This window comes from Brevundimonas mediterranea, from assembly GCF_011064825.1.
Taxonomy (GTDB): domain Bacteria; phylum Pseudomonadota; class Alphaproteobacteria; order Caulobacterales; family Caulobacteraceae; genus Brevundimonas; species Brevundimonas mediterranea_A.
Genome location: NZ_CP048751.1, coordinates 699,645 through 715,939, shown reverse-complemented (window position 1 = coordinate 715,939; position 16,295 = coordinate 699,645). Strand labels below are relative to the sequence as shown.

Annotated in this window: 23 protein-coding genes and 2 pseudogenes; 9 read left to right on the top strand and 16 right to left on the bottom strand. The window is 66.7% G+C overall.

Features of this window, described 5'->3' with window-relative positions:
* Nucleotides 1-36: 36 nt before the first annotated feature.
* From GYM46_RS03565 to purL, 3 genes are read right to left on the bottom strand one after another with little or no spacing between them, the layout of a single operon-like run.
* Nucleotides 37-540 (bottom strand): hypothetical protein, encoded by a 504-nt coding sequence (locus GYM46_RS03565; RefSeq protein ID WP_035308435.1) that lies wholly within the window; start codon nucleotides 538-540, stop codon nucleotides 37-39.
* A 2-nt stretch (nucleotides 541-542) separates the two neighbouring features.
* Entirely contained in the window at nucleotides 543-896 is a 354-nt protein-coding gene (locus GYM46_RS03560; RefSeq protein WP_008259316.1) for a DUF305 domain-containing protein, read from the bottom strand.
* A complete protein-coding gene (gene purL / locus GYM46_RS03555; RefSeq protein ID WP_008259717.1) occupies nucleotides 893-3,109 on the bottom strand; it encodes a phosphoribosylformylglycinamidine synthase subunit PurL in 2,217 nt (738 codons plus the stop codon). The genes GYM46_RS03560 and purL overlap by 4 nt, the downstream gene beginning before the upstream one ends.
* Nucleotides 3,110-3,176: 67 nt before the next feature.
* On the opposite strand from purL, the gene GYM46_RS03550 reads away from it, so the two are divergent.
* From GYM46_RS03550 to GYM46_RS03535, 4 genes are read left to right on the top strand one after another with little or no spacing between them, the layout of a single operon-like run.
* Nucleotides 3,177-3,437, top strand: a complete 261-nt coding sequence (locus tag GYM46_RS03550) for a type II toxin-antitoxin system VapB family antitoxin (protein ID WP_008262398.1) — start codon at nucleotides 3,177-3,179, stop codon at nucleotides 3,435-3,437.
* Nucleotides 3,437-3,826, top strand: a complete 390-nt coding sequence (locus GYM46_RS03545) for a type II toxin-antitoxin system VapC family toxin (RefSeq protein ID WP_008261384.1) — start codon at nucleotides 3,437-3,439, stop codon at nucleotides 3,824-3,826. The genes GYM46_RS03550 and GYM46_RS03545 overlap by 1 nt, the downstream gene beginning before the upstream one ends.
* 59 nt (nucleotides 3,827-3,885) lie before the next feature.
* The gene (locus GYM46_RS03540) at nucleotides 3,886-4,029 is read left to right on the top strand and encodes a hypothetical protein (RefSeq protein WP_008260671.1); all 144 of its coding nucleotides are present in this window, start codon (nucleotides 3,886-3,888) and stop codon (nucleotides 4,027-4,029) included.
* On the top strand, nucleotides 4,029-4,280 hold the full coding sequence (locus GYM46_RS03535) for a hypothetical protein (protein WP_008259943.1): 252 nt from the start codon (nucleotides 4,029-4,031) through the stop codon (nucleotides 4,278-4,280). The genes GYM46_RS03540 and GYM46_RS03535 overlap by 1 nt, the downstream gene beginning before the upstream one ends.
* Here the strand turns inward: GYM46_RS03535 and GYM46_RS03530 are convergent.
* The gene (locus GYM46_RS03530) at nucleotides 4,277-5,068 is read right to left on the bottom strand and encodes a hypothetical protein (protein WP_008262651.1); all 792 of its coding nucleotides are present in this window, start codon (nucleotides 5,066-5,068) and stop codon (nucleotides 4,277-4,279) included. The genes GYM46_RS03535 and GYM46_RS03530 overlap by 4 nt on opposite strands.
* 123 nt (nucleotides 5,069-5,191) lie before the next feature.
* Between GYM46_RS03530 and GYM46_RS03525 the strand changes: the two genes are divergently transcribed.
* The 3 genes and pseudogenes from GYM46_RS03525 to GYM46_RS03515 all read left to right on the top strand — a co-directional run.
* A complete protein-coding gene (locus GYM46_RS03525; RefSeq protein WP_008263920.1) occupies nucleotides 5,192-5,584 on the top strand; it encodes a hypothetical protein in 393 nt (130 codons plus the stop codon).
* Between the two features lie 55 nt (nucleotides 5,585-5,639).
* Nucleotides 5,640-5,822: a hypothetical protein gene (locus GYM46_RS03520; protein ID WP_154726307.1), complete on the top strand. Its 183-nt coding sequence runs from the start codon at nucleotides 5,640-5,642 to the stop codon at nucleotides 5,820-5,822.
* Nucleotides 5,823-5,865: 43 nt separating this feature from the next.
* Nucleotides 5,866-6,802 (top strand): annotated as a pseudogene (locus GYM46_RS03515) (aspartyl/asparaginyl beta-hydroxylase domain-containing protein); the annotation flags it as partial.
* Between the two features lie 166 nt (nucleotides 6,803-6,968).
* Here the strand turns inward: GYM46_RS03515 and GYM46_RS03510 are convergent.
* The 5 genes from GYM46_RS03510 to GYM46_RS03490 all read right to left on the bottom strand — a co-directional run bounded on the left by GYM46_RS03510 (nucleotide 6,969) and on the right by GYM46_RS03490 (nucleotide 10,581).
* Nucleotides 6,969-7,706: a hypothetical protein gene (locus GYM46_RS03510; RefSeq protein ID WP_156796402.1), complete on the bottom strand. Its 738-nt coding sequence runs from the start codon at nucleotides 7,704-7,706 to the stop codon at nucleotides 6,969-6,971.
* A 145-nt stretch (nucleotides 7,707-7,851) separates the two neighbouring features.
* Nucleotides 7,852-8,514, bottom strand: coding sequence for a phosphoribosylformylglycinamidine synthase subunit PurQ (purQ, locus tag GYM46_RS03505; protein WP_040349274.1), 663 nt, complete (start codon nucleotides 8,512-8,514; stop codon nucleotides 7,852-7,854).
* 33 nt (nucleotides 8,515-8,547) lie between these two features.
* Nucleotides 8,548-8,778, bottom strand: coding sequence for a hypothetical protein (locus GYM46_RS03500; protein ID WP_008262274.1), 231 nt, complete (start codon nucleotides 8,776-8,778; stop codon nucleotides 8,548-8,550).
* 25 nt (nucleotides 8,779-8,803) lie between these two features.
* Nucleotides 8,804-10,030 carry an MFS transporter gene (locus GYM46_RS03495; protein ID WP_008264286.1) on the bottom strand — a complete coding sequence of 409 codons (1,227 nt, stop codon included), beginning with the start codon at nucleotides 10,028-10,030 and terminating at the stop codon, nucleotides 8,804-8,806.
* Nucleotides 10,031-10,101: 71 nt separating this feature from the next.
* A complete protein-coding gene (locus GYM46_RS03490) occupies nucleotides 10,102-10,581 on the bottom strand; it encodes a YbhB/YbcL family Raf kinase inhibitor-like protein (protein WP_008261374.1) in 480 nt (159 codons plus the stop codon).
* A 114-nt stretch (nucleotides 10,582-10,695) separates the two neighbouring features.
* Here GYM46_RS03490 and GYM46_RS03485 point away from each other — a divergent pair.
* Nucleotides 10,696-11,859: pseudogene (locus tag GYM46_RS03485) on the top strand (class I SAM-dependent methyltransferase).
* A 10-nt stretch (nucleotides 11,860-11,869) separates the two neighbouring features.
* Here the strand turns inward: GYM46_RS03485 and purS are convergent.
* Entirely contained in the window at nucleotides 11,870-12,106 is a 237-nt protein-coding gene (gene purS / locus GYM46_RS03480) for a phosphoribosylformylglycinamidine synthase subunit PurS (RefSeq protein WP_008260221.1), read from the bottom strand.
* Nucleotides 12,106-12,864: a phosphoribosylaminoimidazolesuccinocarboxamide synthase gene (purC, locus tag GYM46_RS03475; protein WP_008263270.1), complete on the bottom strand. Its 759-nt coding sequence runs from the start codon at nucleotides 12,862-12,864 to the stop codon at nucleotides 12,106-12,108. The genes purS and purC overlap by 1 nt, the downstream gene beginning before the upstream one ends.
* Nucleotides 12,865-13,149: 285 nt before the next feature.
* Between purC and GYM46_RS03470 the strand changes: the two genes are divergently transcribed.
* Nucleotides 13,150-13,473 carry a DUF1476 domain-containing protein gene (locus GYM46_RS03470; protein ID WP_196066380.1) on the top strand — a complete coding sequence of 108 codons (324 nt, stop codon included), beginning with the start codon at nucleotides 13,150-13,152 and terminating at the stop codon, nucleotides 13,471-13,473.
* Nucleotides 13,474-13,657: 184 nt separating this feature from the next.
* Here GYM46_RS03470 and GYM46_RS03465 read toward each other — a convergent pair whose 3' ends face one another.
* The 5 genes from GYM46_RS03465 to GYM46_RS03445 form a co-directional block, all read right to left on the bottom strand.
* A complete protein-coding gene (locus tag GYM46_RS03465; RefSeq protein ID WP_008261651.1) occupies nucleotides 13,658-14,287 on the bottom strand; it encodes a fasciclin domain-containing protein in 630 nt (209 codons plus the stop codon).
* A gap of 106 nt (nucleotides 14,288-14,393) precedes the next feature.
* The gene (gene purU / locus GYM46_RS03460; protein ID WP_008261825.1) at nucleotides 14,394-15,236 is read right to left on the bottom strand and encodes a formyltetrahydrofolate deformylase; all 843 of its coding nucleotides are present in this window, start codon (nucleotides 15,234-15,236) and stop codon (nucleotides 14,394-14,396) included.
* Nucleotides 15,236-15,739, bottom strand: a complete 504-nt coding sequence (locus GYM46_RS03455; RefSeq protein ID WP_008258747.1) for a DNA-deoxyinosine glycosylase — start codon at nucleotides 15,737-15,739, stop codon at nucleotides 15,236-15,238. The genes purU and GYM46_RS03455 overlap by 1 nt, the downstream gene beginning before the upstream one ends.
* The gene (locus tag GYM46_RS03450; protein WP_008261032.1) at nucleotides 15,736-16,023 is read right to left on the bottom strand and encodes a type II toxin-antitoxin system RelE family toxin; all 288 of its coding nucleotides are present in this window, start codon (nucleotides 16,021-16,023) and stop codon (nucleotides 15,736-15,738) included. Before GYM46_RS03450 ends, GYM46_RS03455 begins: the two co-directional genes overlap by 4 nt.
* Nucleotides 16,013-16,258, bottom strand: a complete 246-nt coding sequence (locus GYM46_RS03445) for a type II toxin-antitoxin system Phd/YefM family antitoxin (protein WP_008261500.1) — start codon at nucleotides 16,256-16,258, stop codon at nucleotides 16,013-16,015. Before GYM46_RS03445 ends, GYM46_RS03450 begins: the two co-directional genes overlap by 11 nt.
* Nucleotides 16,259-16,295: the final 37 nt, after the last annotated feature.

Here is a 16,295-nt window from a genome sequence, read left to right as displayed (position 1 = left end):
GCGTGCGTTCATGAAGCATAGTGGACCAGCACGACGTCAACGAGAAGGCGACGTCCTGTCGATGGCGCCCAGCAGTCGCGCCATGTCTTCAGCGGCCAGATCCTTCGCGCGTTGGCTTGAGGTCGCGGGCTTCGAAACAGGGGCCGACGGCGCCGCTGGAGCCGTTTGAGACGCCCTCTTCTTTTCGCGCCGCTCGAACAGAAAGCGTTGAAGACCCCAGACAAGGTGAGGCGTCCACGGTTGGCCGCAGGCGGTTTTCTTTCCCGCCTTGTTCAGCAGGCCGGCGACCTCGTTGGGCCTGGTGAAGCCGCTCTTGAAACAGGCACGGAGCAGAGGGTCGAGCTCATCCAGGAACGCCTCCTTGGATCGATCACGAAAGGCGAAGTGTTTCAGTTCGTCTCTGGTGATCTGTGAAGGCTTGGACTGCGAGCGTCCGACAGGCCGCTCCGGCGTCCGCTCCCGAGAGCGTCCAGTCGGCGTCGCTTTGGCTTTGGGGGAACCCGCCCGTTTTCCGCCGCCGAGATAGGATCCCTTAGCCATGCTCAGTTCGCCGGAGCGACGGTCGGCGCCCAGGCCTTCAGCTCGGCGATCTCGCGCGTCTGGGCATCCACGACGCTCTGGGCCATGCGCCGGATTTCCGGATCGCGGCTGTCGCGCAGAGCGACCCGGGCCGTGGCGACGGCGCTTTCGTGGTTGGCGATCATCTTGGCGACATAGGCCTGATCCGCAGTCTGATCCGCGGTCTGGGCCGCCGCCTGCATTTCGGCCGTGGTGCGGGTCGCAGCCGCCTGGTTGGCGGCCGACGCTTCACGCAGCGCCTGCTGCACCGGATCGCCGCCGCCGTCGCAGGCCCCTAGCACGAGGAGCAGCGCGATCGGCGGGGCGGCGCGGATCATGCGGCGTCGCCGAACCAGCCCGGCATCCAGCCTTCGTGCCATTCGCGCAGGTGGGCGACGGGGATGCTGAACAGCTCGCCCTTGTCGCCCTTGGAGGCGAAGGCGTCGCCGCCGGCCTGACCGACGACCGAGGCGTGCAGGCCGGCGGCCTGGGCCTTGGCGATCAGGGCGTCGGCGTCGGGGACTGCGACCAGGTAGCGGGCCTGATCCTCGCCGAACAGGAAGATGTGGGCGTGGGCCGCGCTGGAGGCGTCCAGGGTCACGCCGACGTCGGAGGCCAGGACCAGGTCGGCGGCGGCGCCGATCAGGCCGCCGTCGCTAAGGTCGTGGACCACGGTCAGGTCGCCGGCCTCGATCAGGTCGCGGACGAAGTCGCCGGTCTTCCTTTCCAGCTTCAGATCGACGGGGGGCGGGGCGCCGTCCTCGCGGCCCAGGACCTCGCGCAGATAGATGGAGGCGCCCAGTTCGCCGACGGTCTGGCCGATCAGGACCAGGGTGTCGCCCGCGGCCATGGTCGAGAAGTTGGTGACCACGTCATAGTTGGGCAGCAGGCCCACGGCGCCGACGGTCGGGGTGGGCGGAATGGCGACGCCGTTGGTCTCGTTATACAGGCTGACGTTGCCCGAGACGACGGGGAAGGACAGCTCGCGGCAGGCCTCGGCCATGCCGTCGATGGCGCGGACGATCTGGCCCATGATCTCGGGGCGCTGCGGATTGCCGAAGTTCAGATTGTCGGTGATGGCGATGGGGCGCGAGCCGACGGCGGTCAGGTTGCGCCAGGCCTCGGCCACGGCCTGTTTCCCGCCCTCATAGGGGTCGTTCTGGACATAGCGGGGGGTGCAGTCGCTGGTCACAGCCAGCCCCTTGTCCGTGCCGTGGACGCGGACCACGCCGGCGTCGGCGCCGGTGGCCGAGTCCTGAAGCGTGTCGGCCATGACGTGGCGGTCGTACTGTTCCCAGATCCAGCGCTTGGAGGCCATGTCGGGGCAGGCGATCACCTTCATCACCGCATCGGCCCAGTTCTCAGGCGCGGGGACGTCGGCGGGGTTCAGCTTGGGTTGCAGCTCCGGTTGGACCCAGGGGCGGTCGTACAGGGGGGCGTCGTCGAACAGGGGCGCCAAAGGCACGTCGCACACGGTCTCGCCGTGATGCTTCAGCACCAGACGGCCGGTGTCGGTGGTGACGCCGATGGTGGCGGCGTCCAGGCCCCATTTCTTGAAGATGCGTTCGCCGTCGGCCTCACGGCCGGGCTTGAGGACCGCCAGCATCCGCTCCTGGCTTTCCGACAGCATCATCTCATAGGCGGTCATGCCCTCTTCGCGCTGGGGCACGGCGTCCATGTTCAGCTCGATGCCGACGCCGCCCTTGCCGGCCATTTCGACCGAGGAGGAGGTCAGGCCCGCCGCGCCCATGTCCTGGATGGCGGCGACGGCGCCCGAGGCCATCAGTTCGAGGGTGGCCTCGATCAGCAGCTTCTCGGCGAAGGGGTCGCCGACCTGGACGGTGGGGCGTTTCGATTCCGACTCATCGTCGAACTCGGCCGAGGACATGGTCGCGCCGTGGATGCCGTCGCGGCCGGTCTTGGAGCCGAAATAGACCACCGACAGGCCGGCTGAGGGGGCGGCCGAATAGAAGATGCTGTCGGCCTTGGCCAGGCCGACGCACATGGCGTTGACCAGGATATTGCCGTTGTAGCCGGCGTGGAAATTGGTCTCGCCCGCCACGGTCGGAACGCCGACGCAGTTGCCGTAGCCGCCGATGCCGGAGACGACGCCCTTGACCAGGCGTTTGGTCTTCTCGTGCGACGGGTCGCCGAAGCGCAGGGCGTTCAGCAGGGCCACCGGGCGGGCGCCCATGGTGAAGACGTCGCGCATGATGCCGCCCACGCCCGTCGCCGCGCCCTGATAGGGTTCGATGTAGGAGGGGTGGTTGTGGCTCTCCATCTTGAAGATGCAGGCGTCGCCGTCGTCGATATCGATCACCCCGGCGTTCTCACCGGGGCCGCAGATGACGCGGTCGCCGGTGGTGGGGAACTTGCCCAGGTGGATCTTGGAGGATTTGTACGAGCAGTGCTCGGACCACATGACCGAGAAGACGCCCAGTTCGACATGGTTGGGCTCGCGGCCCAGCCGGTCGAGGACGACCTGATATTCATTCGGGGCCAGGCCGTATTCGGCGGCCAATTCAGCCATGGTCTTTTGAGGAGCGGTCATGGGCGGGGCTTCTAGCCGCAGATGGGCCGATAGGCTATATTCTAGACAGTATTTTGGGAGTTCTAGAATGGGCCTCAGCATCAAGCGCGCCGAGACGGAGCGCAAGGCGCGCGCCGTCGCCGAGCGGCTGGGGGTCAGTCTGACCGAGGCCATCGACATCGCCCTGGACAAGACCTGGAAGGAACTGACCGCCGAAGAGGGCGCGGCGGAGCGGGCGAGCAAGCGCGAGGCCTTGTTCGCCTATCTGCGGACCCTGCCGCCCGGCGACGGTCGCTCTCTTCAGGAAGTCGACGACGAAATGTACGACGAGCACGGTCTGCCGCGCTGATGGTCGTCGACACCTCGGCCTTCGTCGCCATTGTTCTGAGAGAGCCGGAAGCGGCCGCGTTCGACGAACGGATCCGTTCGGCGACGACGCGCCGGGTCAGTGTCGCGACCTGGGCGGAACTGGCGGCGGTGCTGACGTCCCGGCTCGGCGTGGACGCCCGGCCCGTGCTGGATCGTCTTGAACAGGAGTACCGGCTGGATCTGGTCCCGGTCGATCAGGCGCAGATGCGGATCGCCTGCGAGGCCATGGTGCGGTTCGGCAAGGGGCGGCGTCCGGCGCGGCTGAACTATGGCGACTGTTTCGCCTATGCGCTGAGCCTGAGCAGCAGCGAGCCCCTGCTGTTCAAGGGCGAAGACTTTTCGAAGACGGACGTGGCGATCACGATCTGAGTAGGGGGGAACGTCCAGAGGCTGGGCGTCATTTCGTGTGTAGCAACACGGAGTTCACCATGACCGACACCCCCATCGACCCCGCCGCGACCCCTGAAGATGAAGACTTGCCCGAGATTGCGGCCGACGACGCCGGCGCCTCGGCCATGGCCGAGCAGGCCCAGAACGAAGCCGAAGTCAAAGACGAGGGGGAGGGCATCTGATGTCCTCCACCCCCTCGACAAAGGTCACGCCGGCCACCGGCCAGCAGATGGATCGGTCCAATGATCCCGCCATGACGCGCGAGATGGACAAGGCCGCGCCCGAGCAGGCGATGATCAGCCGTCGGCAGCGGCTGACCGGACAGGCGACCGGAATCGGCAGCGTCGGCTTTCAGGAGGCCGGCGCCTTTGACGTCGGCGCCGGGGAAGATGCGGCGATTGATACGCCCGTGACGCCCGGCAAGAAGCCCTAACGCTCGACCCCCGGCTTCAGCCGGAAGGCCAGCAGCACCCCGCCGACCAGCAGGACGATGGCGCCGGCCAGGGCGGTGAAGGCGACGGCGGGCTTGTCGGTCTGTTCGGCGACGAAGGCGCCCAGCAGGCCCCAGGCTGTGGGCAGGGGATAGGCGAGGGTCCGCAGGCTGGCGGTCACCGCCAGGGCGACGCCGGTGGTCACGATGATGGCCAGGATGGCCCAGGCGCTTGGCGACAACGCCGTCGACAGGGCCTCGAAGGCGGTCAGGGTGGTGATCAGGTTCAGCGGCGCGGCCACTGTCAGCCAGCCCGCGAGCGCCGCCAGGGGCCAGACCAGCAGCAGTCGGTCGCGATCCGTTCGGCTGAGCGCGCGTATGGAGCCCGAATAGGCCACCAGCGGCGCGAGCAGGGCGATCAACGAAGCGAAGATGACGATGACGCTGGCCGCCTTCAGGTTCAGGGCGGCGACGACGATCCACATGCCGATGCCGAAGAAGGCCACGGCCGACGGCCAGCCCATCCGGTTGATCAGAGGGCTCTCGCCGGTCTGGGGCAGGACCTGGCGGACGGCGTAGGCCAGGACGCCCAGATAGATCAGGCCCCAGATCGAGAAGGCGTAGCCGGCGACCCGCAAGGTGCTGTTTCCATCCGCAGCGAACTCGGCCTGGGTCAGGCCCAGGCCAGCCAGGTTCTGGACCAGCGGGACCACGATGGCGAAGACGGCGGCGGCCAGCACCACCAGTCGGCGGGTCCGCTGGGCGGGCGTGGGACGAAGGATCGAGGACATGCGGATTCCGATACGACGGTGTTCAGGTGGAATGTACGCGCCGGACGGTGGTAAGGTTCACCGTTGCAACGTGAAAAGTGAAGCTTGCCTGCGCCACGCCCTCTGTGCTGCTTGTCATCGGGCATGACGAACGCCGCCGGACGCTGGATTTTCTGCCTGACCGCCATGGCCGCATCGGCCGTCGCAGGCGTGGGCCACGCCCAGACAAGTGGAGCGACCGTCGTTCTCACCCAGCCGTCGCAGGACGCCTGGGCGCGCGTTCGCCAGGCGCTGACGCCCGAGCAGCAGGCGTTGGAGGTGCGCCGCTTTCTGTCGGCCCTGGCCGCGGCGAACGGCAGGCCGATCACGCCCGCCCTGGACGCGCGACATATTGCTTCGGGTCGCGCCGTGTCGCTGGACGATCCGGCGCTGCTGCAGCGGCCGCAGGCGCACGAGGTGACCCTGACGGTCGATGGGCGGTTCCTGGTCTTTCGTCCCTTGTCGCGCGCCAGTCTGGACCCCTTCCTGGGGCGCTAGAGGAACCGCCTGTCGTGTGGTCGGTTGTTCAAGCCCACACGAACTGGAGATGACCATGGCTGACCGCGACGACGAAACACCCATCTTCGAAACCAACGAGGTCGAAGCCAATCTCGCCATCGAACACGGTCAGGGCGTCGGCGCCCGCGAATTGGCCGCCCAACGCGATCCGGGCGGCGTGGTCACGGCCGACGAGGACGAAGACCTGGAGAACGGACAGGCGGCGCGCCCGGAGTGAGCGCGTCCCTGTCTGCTTGACGGCGGTTCGATGATCGTCGTTCATGCAGCGCATGAACGCAGACGCCCCTGTCGCTCTGGAGACCCTTCTTCAGCACGCCCTGTCCGCTAGAGCGGGCGGAGATTCCGACGCGGCGCTCGCGGCGGCGGAGCGGGTGCTGGGTGTCGATGGACGCAATGTCCTGGGGGCCATTCTCAAGGGCGACGCCCTGGCCGCCCGGGGCGATGCGCGGTCCGCCTCGAGCTTTTACGGCGCGGCCTTGGCGAGTGCGCAACAGCGCGGCGCAGATCCCGAACTGAAGGGCGAGTTGCGGCGGGTGCAACAGGCGCTGGCGGACATGAGGCGCCGGTTCGAGGAGGAGCTTCTGGCCGGGATCAAGGCGCGCGGATTTGACGAAGCCCAGTCCAGCGCGCGGTTCGCCCTGTCGCTCGACCTGCTGACCGGGCGCAAGCCACTGTATCACCAGCAGCCGAAATTCTATCTGTTTCCGGGCCTGCCGCAGGTCCAGTTCCAGCCCCGCGCCGATACGCCCTGGCTGGCGGAGATCGAGGCGGCGGCGCCCGCCATCCGCGCCGAACTGGAGGCGGTTCTGGCGGAACCCGCCCTGTTCGCACCCTATGTCGAGGACCGTTCGAACCGACCGCGCAGCGGACAGGCGGGGATGCTGGAAAACCCCTCCTGGAGCGCGGTCTTCCTGTGGAAGGACGGCGCGGTGGTTCCCGAGGTCGCCGCGCGGTGCCCGCAGACGCTCAAGGCGCTGGAGGCCGCGCCGCTGAGCATCATTCCCGGGCGGTCGCCGTCGATCCTGTTCTCGAAACTGGCGGCGCGCGCGCATCCCGCCGCATCACGGCCTGATCAACACCCGTCTCATCTGCCACCTGCCGCTTGTGGCGCCGCCGGGATCCTGGTTCCGGGTGGGGTCGGACCTGCGTCAGTGGGAGGAAGGCAAGGCCTGGGCGTTCGACGACACGATCGAGCATGAGGCCTGGAACGACAGCGACCAAGACCGGACGATATTGATCTTCGACGTCTGGAAGCCCGAGATCACCGAGGAAGAGCGAGGGCTGATCCGCGCCCTGTTCGACGCCATCGACGCCGGGGGCGGGGCGACGCCGAAGCTGGGGACCTGACCGGGCCGAAGATCCGTCAGTTTTCCATTATGAAGTTCACGCTGAACACGATCAGGCGGCCTGCCAAAGGCCGCCCGCTGGCCGCGGCTTCGTCCGTCAGCTTCAGGCGCGCGCGCGGAAGAGATCTTTGAACCGCCAAGCCCAGATGGTAGCCGGGCGGTTGCTCGCTCTCCGTCACGCACTCGGTCAGGCCGCCGTCGTCCTCGGCGACGCACGAAAGCACGACATAGCCCATGCGGGGGCTTCGGCCCCTGACCGATTCCGGAAAGGTGGGGCGAGGCATGGTCCGCCACATCACGGCGGCGGGCAGCCCGTCCTGGCCGTTGCCTTCGATCTGATCTGCACGCTCCTCGCGCGGGTCGATGACAGGGCGGCCGCAGGCCGTCAGGGTTTCGGCGATGGCCTGGCTGGAGGGCTCTACATCCATGACGTAGCGGGTGCGCGGACCACCCGGGCGGTCAGCCGGAATCACGACCTGCAGCTTTCCGCCTTCAGCCAGGTCCCGCGCGACCAGGGCGGGGATGCGACTGAACGCCATCGTTCGCTGCGATCCTACCGTCCAGACTGTCGTTTTTGATTCGCCTTCATCGCCGACCTGAATCCCCAGCTCTCGTGTCGGCTGATTCTTGGGCGCGTCCGGCAGGCCGTTGATCATCAGATCGTACACGCCGCCCTGACACCTCGCGATGAGATTGAGGCCGGACGTAAAACCAATGGCAGCCACCACGGCGTCGTGCTCGGGAAGACGCGCCAAGGTCCAATCCTCCCGTGCGGAATCACCCGGCGCGGGGGGCTGCGAGGCCTCTTGAGCCCAGGCTGCAGAGGATGACAGGCAAAGGAACAGGACGGCGGAGATGGAGCGAAGCATTGCGCTACTTCGCCTCAACGACAGATTGCCGTCAAGCCGCCGCGTAAATGCTCTGGAACAGCACGGCGCCGTCGGCGGAGCCCAGTTCGGCCTCGAAGGCGCGGTCGGGGTGGGGCATCATGCCGAGCACATTGCCGCTCGCATTCTGGATGCCGGCGATGTCGTTGACCGAGCCGTTCGGGTTCTCGACGTAGCGGAAGACCACCTGGCCCTCGCCCTCGATCCGGGCCAGGGTCTCAGCGTCTGCGAAGAAGTTTCCGTCGCCGTTGCCCTGGGTCATGACCACCTCGCGCTGGCCCTGATAGCCGGCGGTGAAGCGGGTCTGGCCGTTGGAGACAGTCAGGGCGATGGGCTTGCAGACGTATTTCAGCCCCTTGTTGCGCAGCAGGGCGCCGGGCAGCATGCCGGCCTCGCACAGGATCTGGAAGCCGTTGCAGATGCCGACCACGGCGACGCCGTCGTCTGCGGCCTTCTTGACCGCCTGCATCACCGGCGACTGGGCCGCCATGGCGCCGCAGCGCAGATAGTCGCCGTAAGAGAAGCCGCCGGGAATGACGATCAGGTCCAGGCCCGAAGGCAGTTCGGTCTCGGCGTGCCAGACCATGGAGACGGGCTCGCCAGTGGAGCGTTCGACGGCGACCTTGCAGTCGCGATCACAGTTGGAACCGGGGAAGACGATGACGGCTGCGCTCATGGCGCGGGCCTCTAGCACCGTTTTCGGGAAATGTCAGTGCGCGGGTTCAAGAAGTCCGAGGCGGGTCTCGATCCGGCCGAGGCGGGCGTCCTGACGATCGACAATCTGATACAGGTTGGAGACGTCCTGGTTCAGGCCGTTGAGGTGGAGGCGCATGGCCTGAAGTTCGCCTCTCACGCCGGCGACATTGCCGTCGATCCGGTCCAGGCGTGTCTGCATGGACTTCAGCACTTCGTAGATGAGGTCGTTGGTGACGTCGGCCATGAGTTCATACTACCATAAACTGTGGTTACGCCAAACGCTTGGACGCGGCGCGTCTCCGTCCCTCCGCCCACGCCGCCACGAAGATCGCGAAGCCGCCCAGCGACAGCCCGACGCCGACCCAGCCGGTCGAGGTCCAGCCGTAGCCGGCCGCGATGGCCATGCCGCCCAGCAGGGGGCCGATGGCGTTGGCGGTATTGAAGGCCGAGTGGTTCAGGGCGGCGGCCAGGGTCTGGGCGTCGCCGGCGACGTCCATCAGCCGGGTCTGCAGCACCGAGCCCAGGCCGCCGCCGCCGCCGATCAGGAAGACGACGATCATGACGGCCCACAGGTGCGGGGCGGCGAAGGGATAGAGGGCCAGGGCCGCGGCGCTCCACAGCAGAAGGCCGCCCGCCGCCGGGAAGCCGACCCGGTCGGCGGCCCAGGCCCCCAGGATATTGCCCAGGAACATGCCGACGCCGAAGACGGCGAAGACCCAGGGCATGATTTCCGGCCCCACGCCGGTCACGGCCTGAAGGGTCGATGCCAGATAGGCGTAGACGGCGAACATGCCCCCGAAGCCGACGGCGCCGACGCCCAGGGTCAGCCAGACCTGGCTCCGCTTCAGGGCGCCCAGTTCGCGCACGGGACTGGCGTCCGGATGGGCCGGGTCGCGCGGGGCGAACAGGGCGACCAGACCCATGGTGGTCACCGCCAGGACGCTGACGATGGCGAAGGTCCAGCGCCAGCCGAAAGCGTGGCTGATCATATTGGCGAAGGGCACGCCGATGACCGTGGCGACCGTCAGACCCATCAGGACGGTCGAGACGGCCCGGGTGCGGAGATGCAGCGGCACGACCGACGCTGCGACCAGGGCCGCCACGCCGAAATAGGCGCCGTGCGGCATGCCGCTGAGGAAGCGGAAGACCAGCATCCATTCATAGGTCGGCGCCAGGGCCGACAGGCCGTTGCCGACGGCGAACAGGGCCATGAAGCCGATCAGCAGCAGCCAGCGCGGGCTGCGTGCGCCCAGCACGGCCAGAATCGGCGCGCCGACCACGACGCCGGCGGCGTAGGCGCTGATGACATGGCCGGCGGCCGGGGCGTCGACGCTCAGGCCGGCGGCGAAGTCGGGCAGGATGCTCATGGCCGCGAACTCGGTCACGCCGATGGCGAAGCCGCCCATGGCCAGGGCGACCAGCACCAGAGCCACCCGTCCGGCGGTCATGGGTTCGTTGGTGACGTCGGAATCGACGACGGCGCCGCCAGCGGCCATGAAAGCTATCCGTAAAGGGGGAGGGGAATATTGCGATGCAACATAAGGAGCCTCCTCCTTGGATCAACGCCTCAGCCGCGGTTTTCGTAGGTCGCCGTGATCGAGGTCTTGGTCAGGGTGTGGAAATGCAGGTTGAAACCGAAGACGGCGCCGGAATCGTCGGCGGTCACGTCCAGCCGGTCCACGTCCACGGCGAAGACGGTGAAGATATAGCGGTGCGGACCGTGGCCGGGGGGCGGAGCGGCGCCGCCGAAGCCGGCCTTGCCGTAGTCGGTGCGCCCCTGGACGGCGCTGAGCGGCAGATGGCCGCCGGGCGAGCCGGCGCCGGTTGCGAGTTCGGTCACATCGGCGGGGATGTTGGCCACGGTCCAGTGCCAGAAGCCGGAACCGGTCGGGGCGTCGGGGTCATAGCAGGTGACGGCGTAGCTCCTGGTCCCCTCGGGCGCGCCTGACCAGGCGAGGTGCGGCGAAGTGTTCCCCTTGGCGTGAACCTGGGCGTCGGGCAGGACGCCGCCGTCCTGAATATCCCGGGATGTGAGGGTGAAGGTCATCGACGTCTCTCCGTTTCGTGATCGCCAGTTAAACGGCGTCGGGCGCCGGGGCGTTGCACTGCGACATTCTGTCACTAGCTGTAATGCAGATGCGGTCAAGCCAAGGCGGGTCGGATGCTTCAGTCCCTGATCGACAGGACGTTCCGGACACGGTCGATCGCCGTCCGGCTTCCTGGCGGCCGCACGCTGACGGCTGGTCCCGGAACGCCGGAACTGACCGTCGTCATCGACGACGCGCGGACGGCGCTGGCGATCGGTTCGAACCCCGAGCTGAAACTGGGCGAGGCCTATATGGCCGGCGCGCTTCGGATCGAGGGCGGGTCCATCTATGACTTCCTGGCGCTCGCCGCCTCCCAACTGGCCAAGACGTCGCGACGTCTGGGCCCGGGCTGGCGTCTGCGCCGGGCGATCGAACAGGCCAACGACCGCGCCCACGCCCGGGCGAACGTACATCACCACTATGACCTGACGGTGGACTTCTACCGCCTCTTCCTGGACGCCGACCTGCAGTATTCCTGCGCCTATTTCGAGACGCCCGAGGCGACGCTGGAGCAGGCGCAGGTCGCCAAGAAGCGGCGGCTGATCGACAAGCTGGTGCTGTCGCCGGGCCAGAGGGCGCTGGACATCGGTTGCGGCTGGGGCGGTCTGGGCCTGTCGCTGGCCGAGGCGGGCGCGCATGTCACCGGCGTCACCCTGTCGACGGAATAGCACCGCACCGCCAATGCGCGGGCGGCCGAGCGGGGGCTGGCCGACAAAGCCGATTTCCGGCTGCAGGACTATCGCGACCTGAACGAGCCGTTCGACCGGATCGTTTCCGTCGGCATGTTCGAACACGTGGGCGCGCCGAACTATCAGGCGTATTTCGATACGGTCGCGCGGCTGCTGACTGACGACGGGGTGGCGGTGATCCATTCCATCGGCCGCAAGGGGCCGCCCAGCCGCACCCAGCCGTGGATCCGCAAATACGTCTTCCCCGGCGGCTATATCCCCGCCCTGTCCGAGGTGCTGCCCGCCATCGAGCGCGCCGGCCTGTGGGTCACGGACATGGAGGTGTTGCGCCTGCACTACGCCGAGACGCTGAGGGCGTGGCGCACGCGTTTCCTGGCCCGCCGCGACGAGGCCCGGGCCATGTACGACGAGCGGTTCTGCCGGATGTGGGAATTCTATCTCGCGGTCAGCGAGGTCGCCTTTCGCGAACTGGGCCAGATGGTGTTCCAGCTTCAGCTGACGAAGCGGCCGGAGGCCGTGCCGCTGACGCGGGACTATCTGTGCCGATGAGGCGGCGGCTTTACGCCGCCTCGATGCGGTAGCCTTCGATCACCGTGTTGGCGAGCAGTTGCTCGCACATCTTCTTGGCCTCGGCCTGGGGGTCTGCAACGCCGTCGAGGTCGAACTCGATCAGCTTGCCGACGCGGGCGTTCGACACGCCGGTCCAGCCCAGACCCTGCAGGGCGCCTTCGACGGCCTTGCCCTGGACGTCCAGGACGCCGGGCTTGAGGAAGACGTGAACCTTGACCTTAGCCACTAGTGCAGCCCTCCCTGAATCACCGTCGGCATGCCCTTCATGATGCCCAGTCGACGCGCGACTTCGGTGTAGCTTTCGATGACATTGCCCAGATCGCGGCGGAAGCGGTCCTTGTCCATCTTCTCGCCGGTCGTGGCGTCCCACAGGCGGCAGCTGTCCGGGCTGATTTCGTCGGCCAGGATGACGCGGCTGAAGTCGTTTTCCCAGATGCGGCCGAACTCGATCTTGAAGTCGACCAGGGTGATGCCGACGGCGCCGAACATGCCCGACAGATAGTCGTTCACCCGCACCGTCATGGCCAGGATGTCATCCAGTTCCTGGGTCGAGGCCCAGTTGAAGGCGGTGATATGCTCTTCGGTGACCATCGGGTCGTTGAGCTCGTCCTTCTTGTAGTAGAATTCGATGATCGAGCGGGGCAGGGGGGTGCCTTCCTCGATGCCCAGACGCTGGCTCATCGAGCCGGCGACGATGTTGCGGCAGACGACTTCCAGCGGAATGATCTCGACTTCGCGGATCAGCTGCTCGCGCAGGTTCAGGCGCTTGATGAAGTGGTTGGTCACGCCGATGCCGTTCAGGCGCGACATGATGAATTCGCTGATCTGGTTGTTGACCACGCCCTTGCCTTCGAGGACCGCCTTCTTCTGCGCGTTGAACGCGGTGGCGTCGTCCTTGAAGTACTGGATCAGGGTGCCGGGCTCGGGTCCTTCGTACAGGATCTTGGCCTTGCCTTCGTAAATCTTCTTGCGCTTGCTGTTCATATTCCGGTCCCGGCCTACGGGCGCCCTCCAAAAACAAAAATCGCGCGGCCATGATGGAAAGGGGAAGACCCGGTCCTGGCGGCGCGTTTCGGAATCGTTCGGGCAGTCAATCTCGTTCGGCGACTCCTTAGCCGAACGCGGCCTCCGATACAAATGAGGCGAAACCGGAATGCGGGAGGGAGGAGGAGGGGATGCGACGGAAGTCATGTTGCGTTCAGGCGCGGTCGGGCTATAGACGGCGCTTGCCCCGAGGTTAGCGGGGCGTTCGGAGCTATGCTGAGCGACATGACGACCTTCGACGATCGGGAAAAAGGCTACGAGGCCAAGTTCGCCCTCGATCAGGAGCAGGAATTCAAGGCCATCGCCCGGCGCAACAAGATGTTGGGCCTGTGGGCGGCCGAGAAGATGGGCCTGTCGGCTGAAAGCAGCGACCAGTACGCGGCGGCCATCGTGCGCGCCGACATGGAGCAGCCCGGCGACGAGGACGTGTTCCGCAAGGTCGCCGGCGACTTCAAGGCCTCGGGCCTGTCGGTGTCGGAAGGCGAGATTCGCTCCAAGATCGACGAACTGGCCTCCATCGCGCGCGAGCAGATTCGCGCCGGGGAGTAGACACCCGGCCTAAGGGCGGGTTTGAGAATTCGAAAGGGCCGCACCCGGGGGAAAGTGCGGCCCTTTCTTTTTGCCGGGGACGTTGGGGGATGTCTCACCCGGCGTACTGTGCGTCTCGCGCCCCTGAAGAACACGGCGCGCGAGATTTGGTTTCAGCCCGTTCCGACCGGACTGTAATTATTTTTTACGGCATCAGAACCGCATCGACGACGTGGACCACGCCGTTCGACTGGGCCACGTCGGCCTGGGTGATGGTGGACTTGCCGCCCTTGGCGTCGGTGATGACCCAGGTGTCGTTCGGACCGGCCGCGACCTTCAGTTCCTCGCCCTGAACCGTCTCCAGGGTCGCGGTCCCGCCGTTGGCCTGGGCCTGGCTGGCGATGTCGGCGGCGGTCAGACGGCCGGCGACCACATGATAGGTCAGGATCTTGGTCAGATCGGCCTTCATGGCCGGTTGCATCAGGGCGGTGCGGGTGGCCTCGGGAATCTTGTCAAAGGCGGCGTTGTCGGGGGCGAAGACGGTGAAGGGGCCTGGGCCCTGAAGCGTCTCGACCAGGCCGGCGGCCTGAACGGCGGCGACCAGGGTGGACAGGTTCGAGGCCTTGGACGCATTGGCGACGATGGTCTCGTTCGGGCTCATGGCCGCGCCGCCCACCATGGGATCGGCCGCCATCGGGGCCATGGCCGCGCCTTCGGCCGGGGCCATGGCGGTGGAGTCTGCGGGCGTGGTGGTTTCGTTGTTGTTGCAGGCGCCGAGCGCCATCAGCGCCCCGCCGGATACGGCGACGAGCATGAGCGTGCGAATATTGGTCATGGAGTTTCGTTCCCTATTGGCCCGCTTTGTTGCGGTCACGACAAGGTTACGTTCGGCATGACCTAAAGGATGCGTGTCGCGCGACAAGATAGCGCAGCTTGACCGTTCAGTCTTCGAACACGACCGTCTTTGTGCCGTGCAGCAAAACGCGATCTTCCAGATGGCGTCGCACCGCGCGGGCCAGAACTCGACGTTCGATATCACGACCTTTACGGATCAAATCTTCCGGCGTGTCGCGGTGGCTGATCCGCTCTACATCCTGTTCGATGATAGGGCCTTCGTCTAGGTCGGGCGTGACATAGTGGGCGGTGGCGCCGATCACCTTCACCCCGCGCGCATGGGCCTGGTGATAGGGGCGGGCGCCCTTGAAGCCGGGCAGGAAGGAGTGGTGGATATTGATGCAGCGTCCCTCCAGCCGGCGGCTGAGATCGTCGGACAGGATCTGCATGTAGCGCGCCAGAACGACCAGTTCCGTGCCGGTGGATTCGATCAGGCGCAGCAGTTCCGCCTCCTGCGCCGGCTTGTCGGCGGCGCTGACCGGCAGATGGTGGAAAAGCAGGTCGCCCAGATCGACATGGCCGATCATTTCGCGGGGGTGGTTGGAGACCACGGCCGTCACCTCCATCGGCAGTTCGTCGATCCGCCAGCGGTACAGCAGGTCCGCCAGACAGTGATCGAATTTGGACGTCAGGATCATCACCTTGCGCGGCTCCGGTCCTCGCAGGGTCCAGTCCATGGCGAAACGGTCGGCAAGCGGCGTGAAGGCGGCGTGGATGGCGGCCAGGGCGTCGCCGTCGGCCGGTTCGAACACCACCCGCATGAAGAAGGTGGCGCTGGAGGCGTCGCCGAACTGTTGGGCGTCCGAGATATTGGCGTCCCGCTCCAGCAGGAAGGCGGACACGGCCGCGACGATGCCGTGGCGGTCGGGGCAGGAAAGGGTCAGGATCATCAGGCGGCAGGCTTATCCGGGAGAAAGTCACCCAGTATGGCCCAGTTCGCCGCCTTTGCCGACAAGGATATTGCATGGGCGGGGCTGGAGGACGGCAGATCGATCAGGGTCACGCCGTCGAGGTCGGCGAGGATCCGTCTTCCCAGCTTGGCCGCCAGGCCGCCGTTGAAGGCCACGGCGCGCAGTTTCGGCAGGCTCTGGATCAGTCCGCGAAGATCGGCCGCCTCGGGCGACTTGATCGCCGCGTCCAGACTGCCGGAACGTTGGGCCGAGGCGATCACGTCCCACAGGCCGACGCCGCACGCCTTCAACCGGTCCAGGCGGTCGGGGTAGGGCAGGGCGGTCAGGGGCTCGTCCAGCACGCCGCCGATCAAGGGCCAGAAGCCGTTGCGCGGGTGGGCGTAGTATTGGGCCGCCTTCAGCGAGGCGTCGCCGGGCAGGCTGCCGAGGATCAGCAGGCAGGCGTCTGCATCGACGACGGGGGAGAAGGCGTGTTTGGTCATTCGTGCCGACGCGCCGCGTCCCGATACACCTGGCTGCGGTCGCGTCTGCCCACCGCGACGACGGTCACCGTGACGATTGCGTCCTCGACCCGATAGACCAGCCGATATCCGGCGTCGCGCAGCTTGATCTTGTAGTGATCGCGCATCCCGTGAAGCGCATCCTTCGGAACACGCGGATATTCCAGCCTCTCGGCCAGCTTCGTCTTGAACTGGGCCCGAACCGGCGCGCCCAGTTTCTCCCACTCCTTCAGCGCGGAGGGGAGGAACTGAAGATCAAAGGGCATCGAGCGAGACGCGCACCGGCGTCTCGTCCTGCCGCTGGCGGATGGTCTCGATCAGCGCCAGATCGTCCAGGCGTTCGACCATCGCCTCGTAGGCGGCGGCGGGGACCATATAGGCCATGACCCGATTGTGGTTCAGCACGGCCACGGTCTGGCCCGCCGCGTCGTCCATGACGGCGCTGGGGCTCTTCTTCAGGTCAGAGACGCTGACCGCGACAGAGGCTTCGACCCGTTGCATAGTGATAGAGTACGAAAATCGGTGCGATTTTCAATAC

Bases quoted from the DNA above. Each gene is read 5' to 3' on its own strand.
- purL (WP_008259717.1), bottom strand. From the start codon at position 3,109: ATGACCGCTCCTCAAAAGACCATGGCTGAATTGGCCGCCGAATACGGC.
- GYM46_RS03490 (WP_008261374.1), bottom strand. From the start codon at position 10,581: ATGACCTTCACCCTCACATCCCGGGATATTCAGGACGGCGGCGTCCTG.
- GYM46_RS03535 (WP_008259943.1), top strand. From the start codon at position 4,029: ATGTCCTCCACCCCCTCGACAAAGGTCACGCCGGCCACCGGCCAGCAG.
- GYM46_RS03495 (WP_008264286.1), bottom strand. From the start codon at position 10,030: ATGGCCGCTGGCGGCGCCGTCGTCGATTCCGACGTCACCAACGAACCC.
- GYM46_RS03525 (WP_008263920.1), top strand. From the start codon at position 5,192: ATGACGAACGCCGCCGGACGCTGGATTTTCTGCCTGACCGCCATGGCC.
- GYM46_RS03540 (WP_008260671.1), top strand. From the start codon at position 3,886: ATGACCGACACCCCCATCGACCCCGCCGCGACCCCTGAAGATGAAGAC.
- GYM46_RS03560 (WP_008259316.1), bottom strand. From the start codon at position 896: ATGATCCGCGCCGCCCCGCCGATCGCGCTGCTCCTCGTGCTAGGGGCC.
- purQ (WP_040349274.1), bottom strand. From the start codon at position 8,514: ATGAGCGCAGCCGTCATCGTCTTCCCCGGTTCCAACTGTGATCGCGAC.
- GYM46_RS03465 (WP_008261651.1), bottom strand. From the start codon at position 14,287: ATGACCAATATTCGCACGCTCATGCTCGTCGCCGTATCCGGCGGGGCG.
- purC (WP_008263270.1), bottom strand. From the start codon at position 12,864: ATGAACAGCAAGCGCAAGAAGATTTACGAAGGCAAGGCCAAGATCCTG.
- GYM46_RS03550 (WP_008262398.1), top strand. From the start codon at position 3,177: ATGGGCCTCAGCATCAAGCGCGCCGAGACGGAGCGCAAGGCGCGCGCC.
- GYM46_RS03445 (WP_008261500.1), bottom strand. From the start codon at position 16,258: ATGCAACGGGTCGAAGCCTCTGTCGCGGTCAGCGTCTCTGACCTGAAG.
- GYM46_RS03470 (WP_196066380.1), top strand. From the start codon at position 13,150: ATGACGACCTTCGACGATCGGGAAAAAGGCTACGAGGCCAAGTTCGCC.
- GYM46_RS03450 (WP_008261032.1), bottom strand. From the start codon at position 16,023: ATGCCCTTTGATCTTCAGTTCCTCCCCTCCGCGCTGAAGGAGTGGGAG.
- GYM46_RS03500 (WP_008262274.1), bottom strand. From the start codon at position 8,778: ATGGCCGACGTCACCAACGACCTCATCTACGAAGTGCTGAAGTCCATG.
- purU (WP_008261825.1), bottom strand. From the start codon at position 15,236: ATGATCCTGACCCTTTCCTGCCCCGACCGCCACGGCATCGTCGCGGCC.
- GYM46_RS03530 (WP_008262651.1), bottom strand. From the start codon at position 5,068: ATGTCCTCGATCCTTCGTCCCACGCCCGCCCAGCGGACCCGCCGACTG.
- GYM46_RS03565 (WP_035308435.1), bottom strand. From the start codon at position 540: ATGGCTAAGGGATCCTATCTCGGCGGCGGAAAACGGGCGGGTTCCCCC.
- GYM46_RS03545 (WP_008261384.1), top strand. From the start codon at position 3,437: ATGGTCGTCGACACCTCGGCCTTCGTCGCCATTGTTCTGAGAGAGCCG.
- GYM46_RS03455 (WP_008258747.1), bottom strand. From the start codon at position 15,739: ATGACCAAACACGCCTTCTCCCCCGTCGTCGATGCAGACGCCTGCCTG.
- GYM46_RS03520 (WP_154726307.1), top strand. From the start codon at position 5,640: ATGGCTGACCGCGACGACGAAACACCCATCTTCGAAACCAACGAGGTC.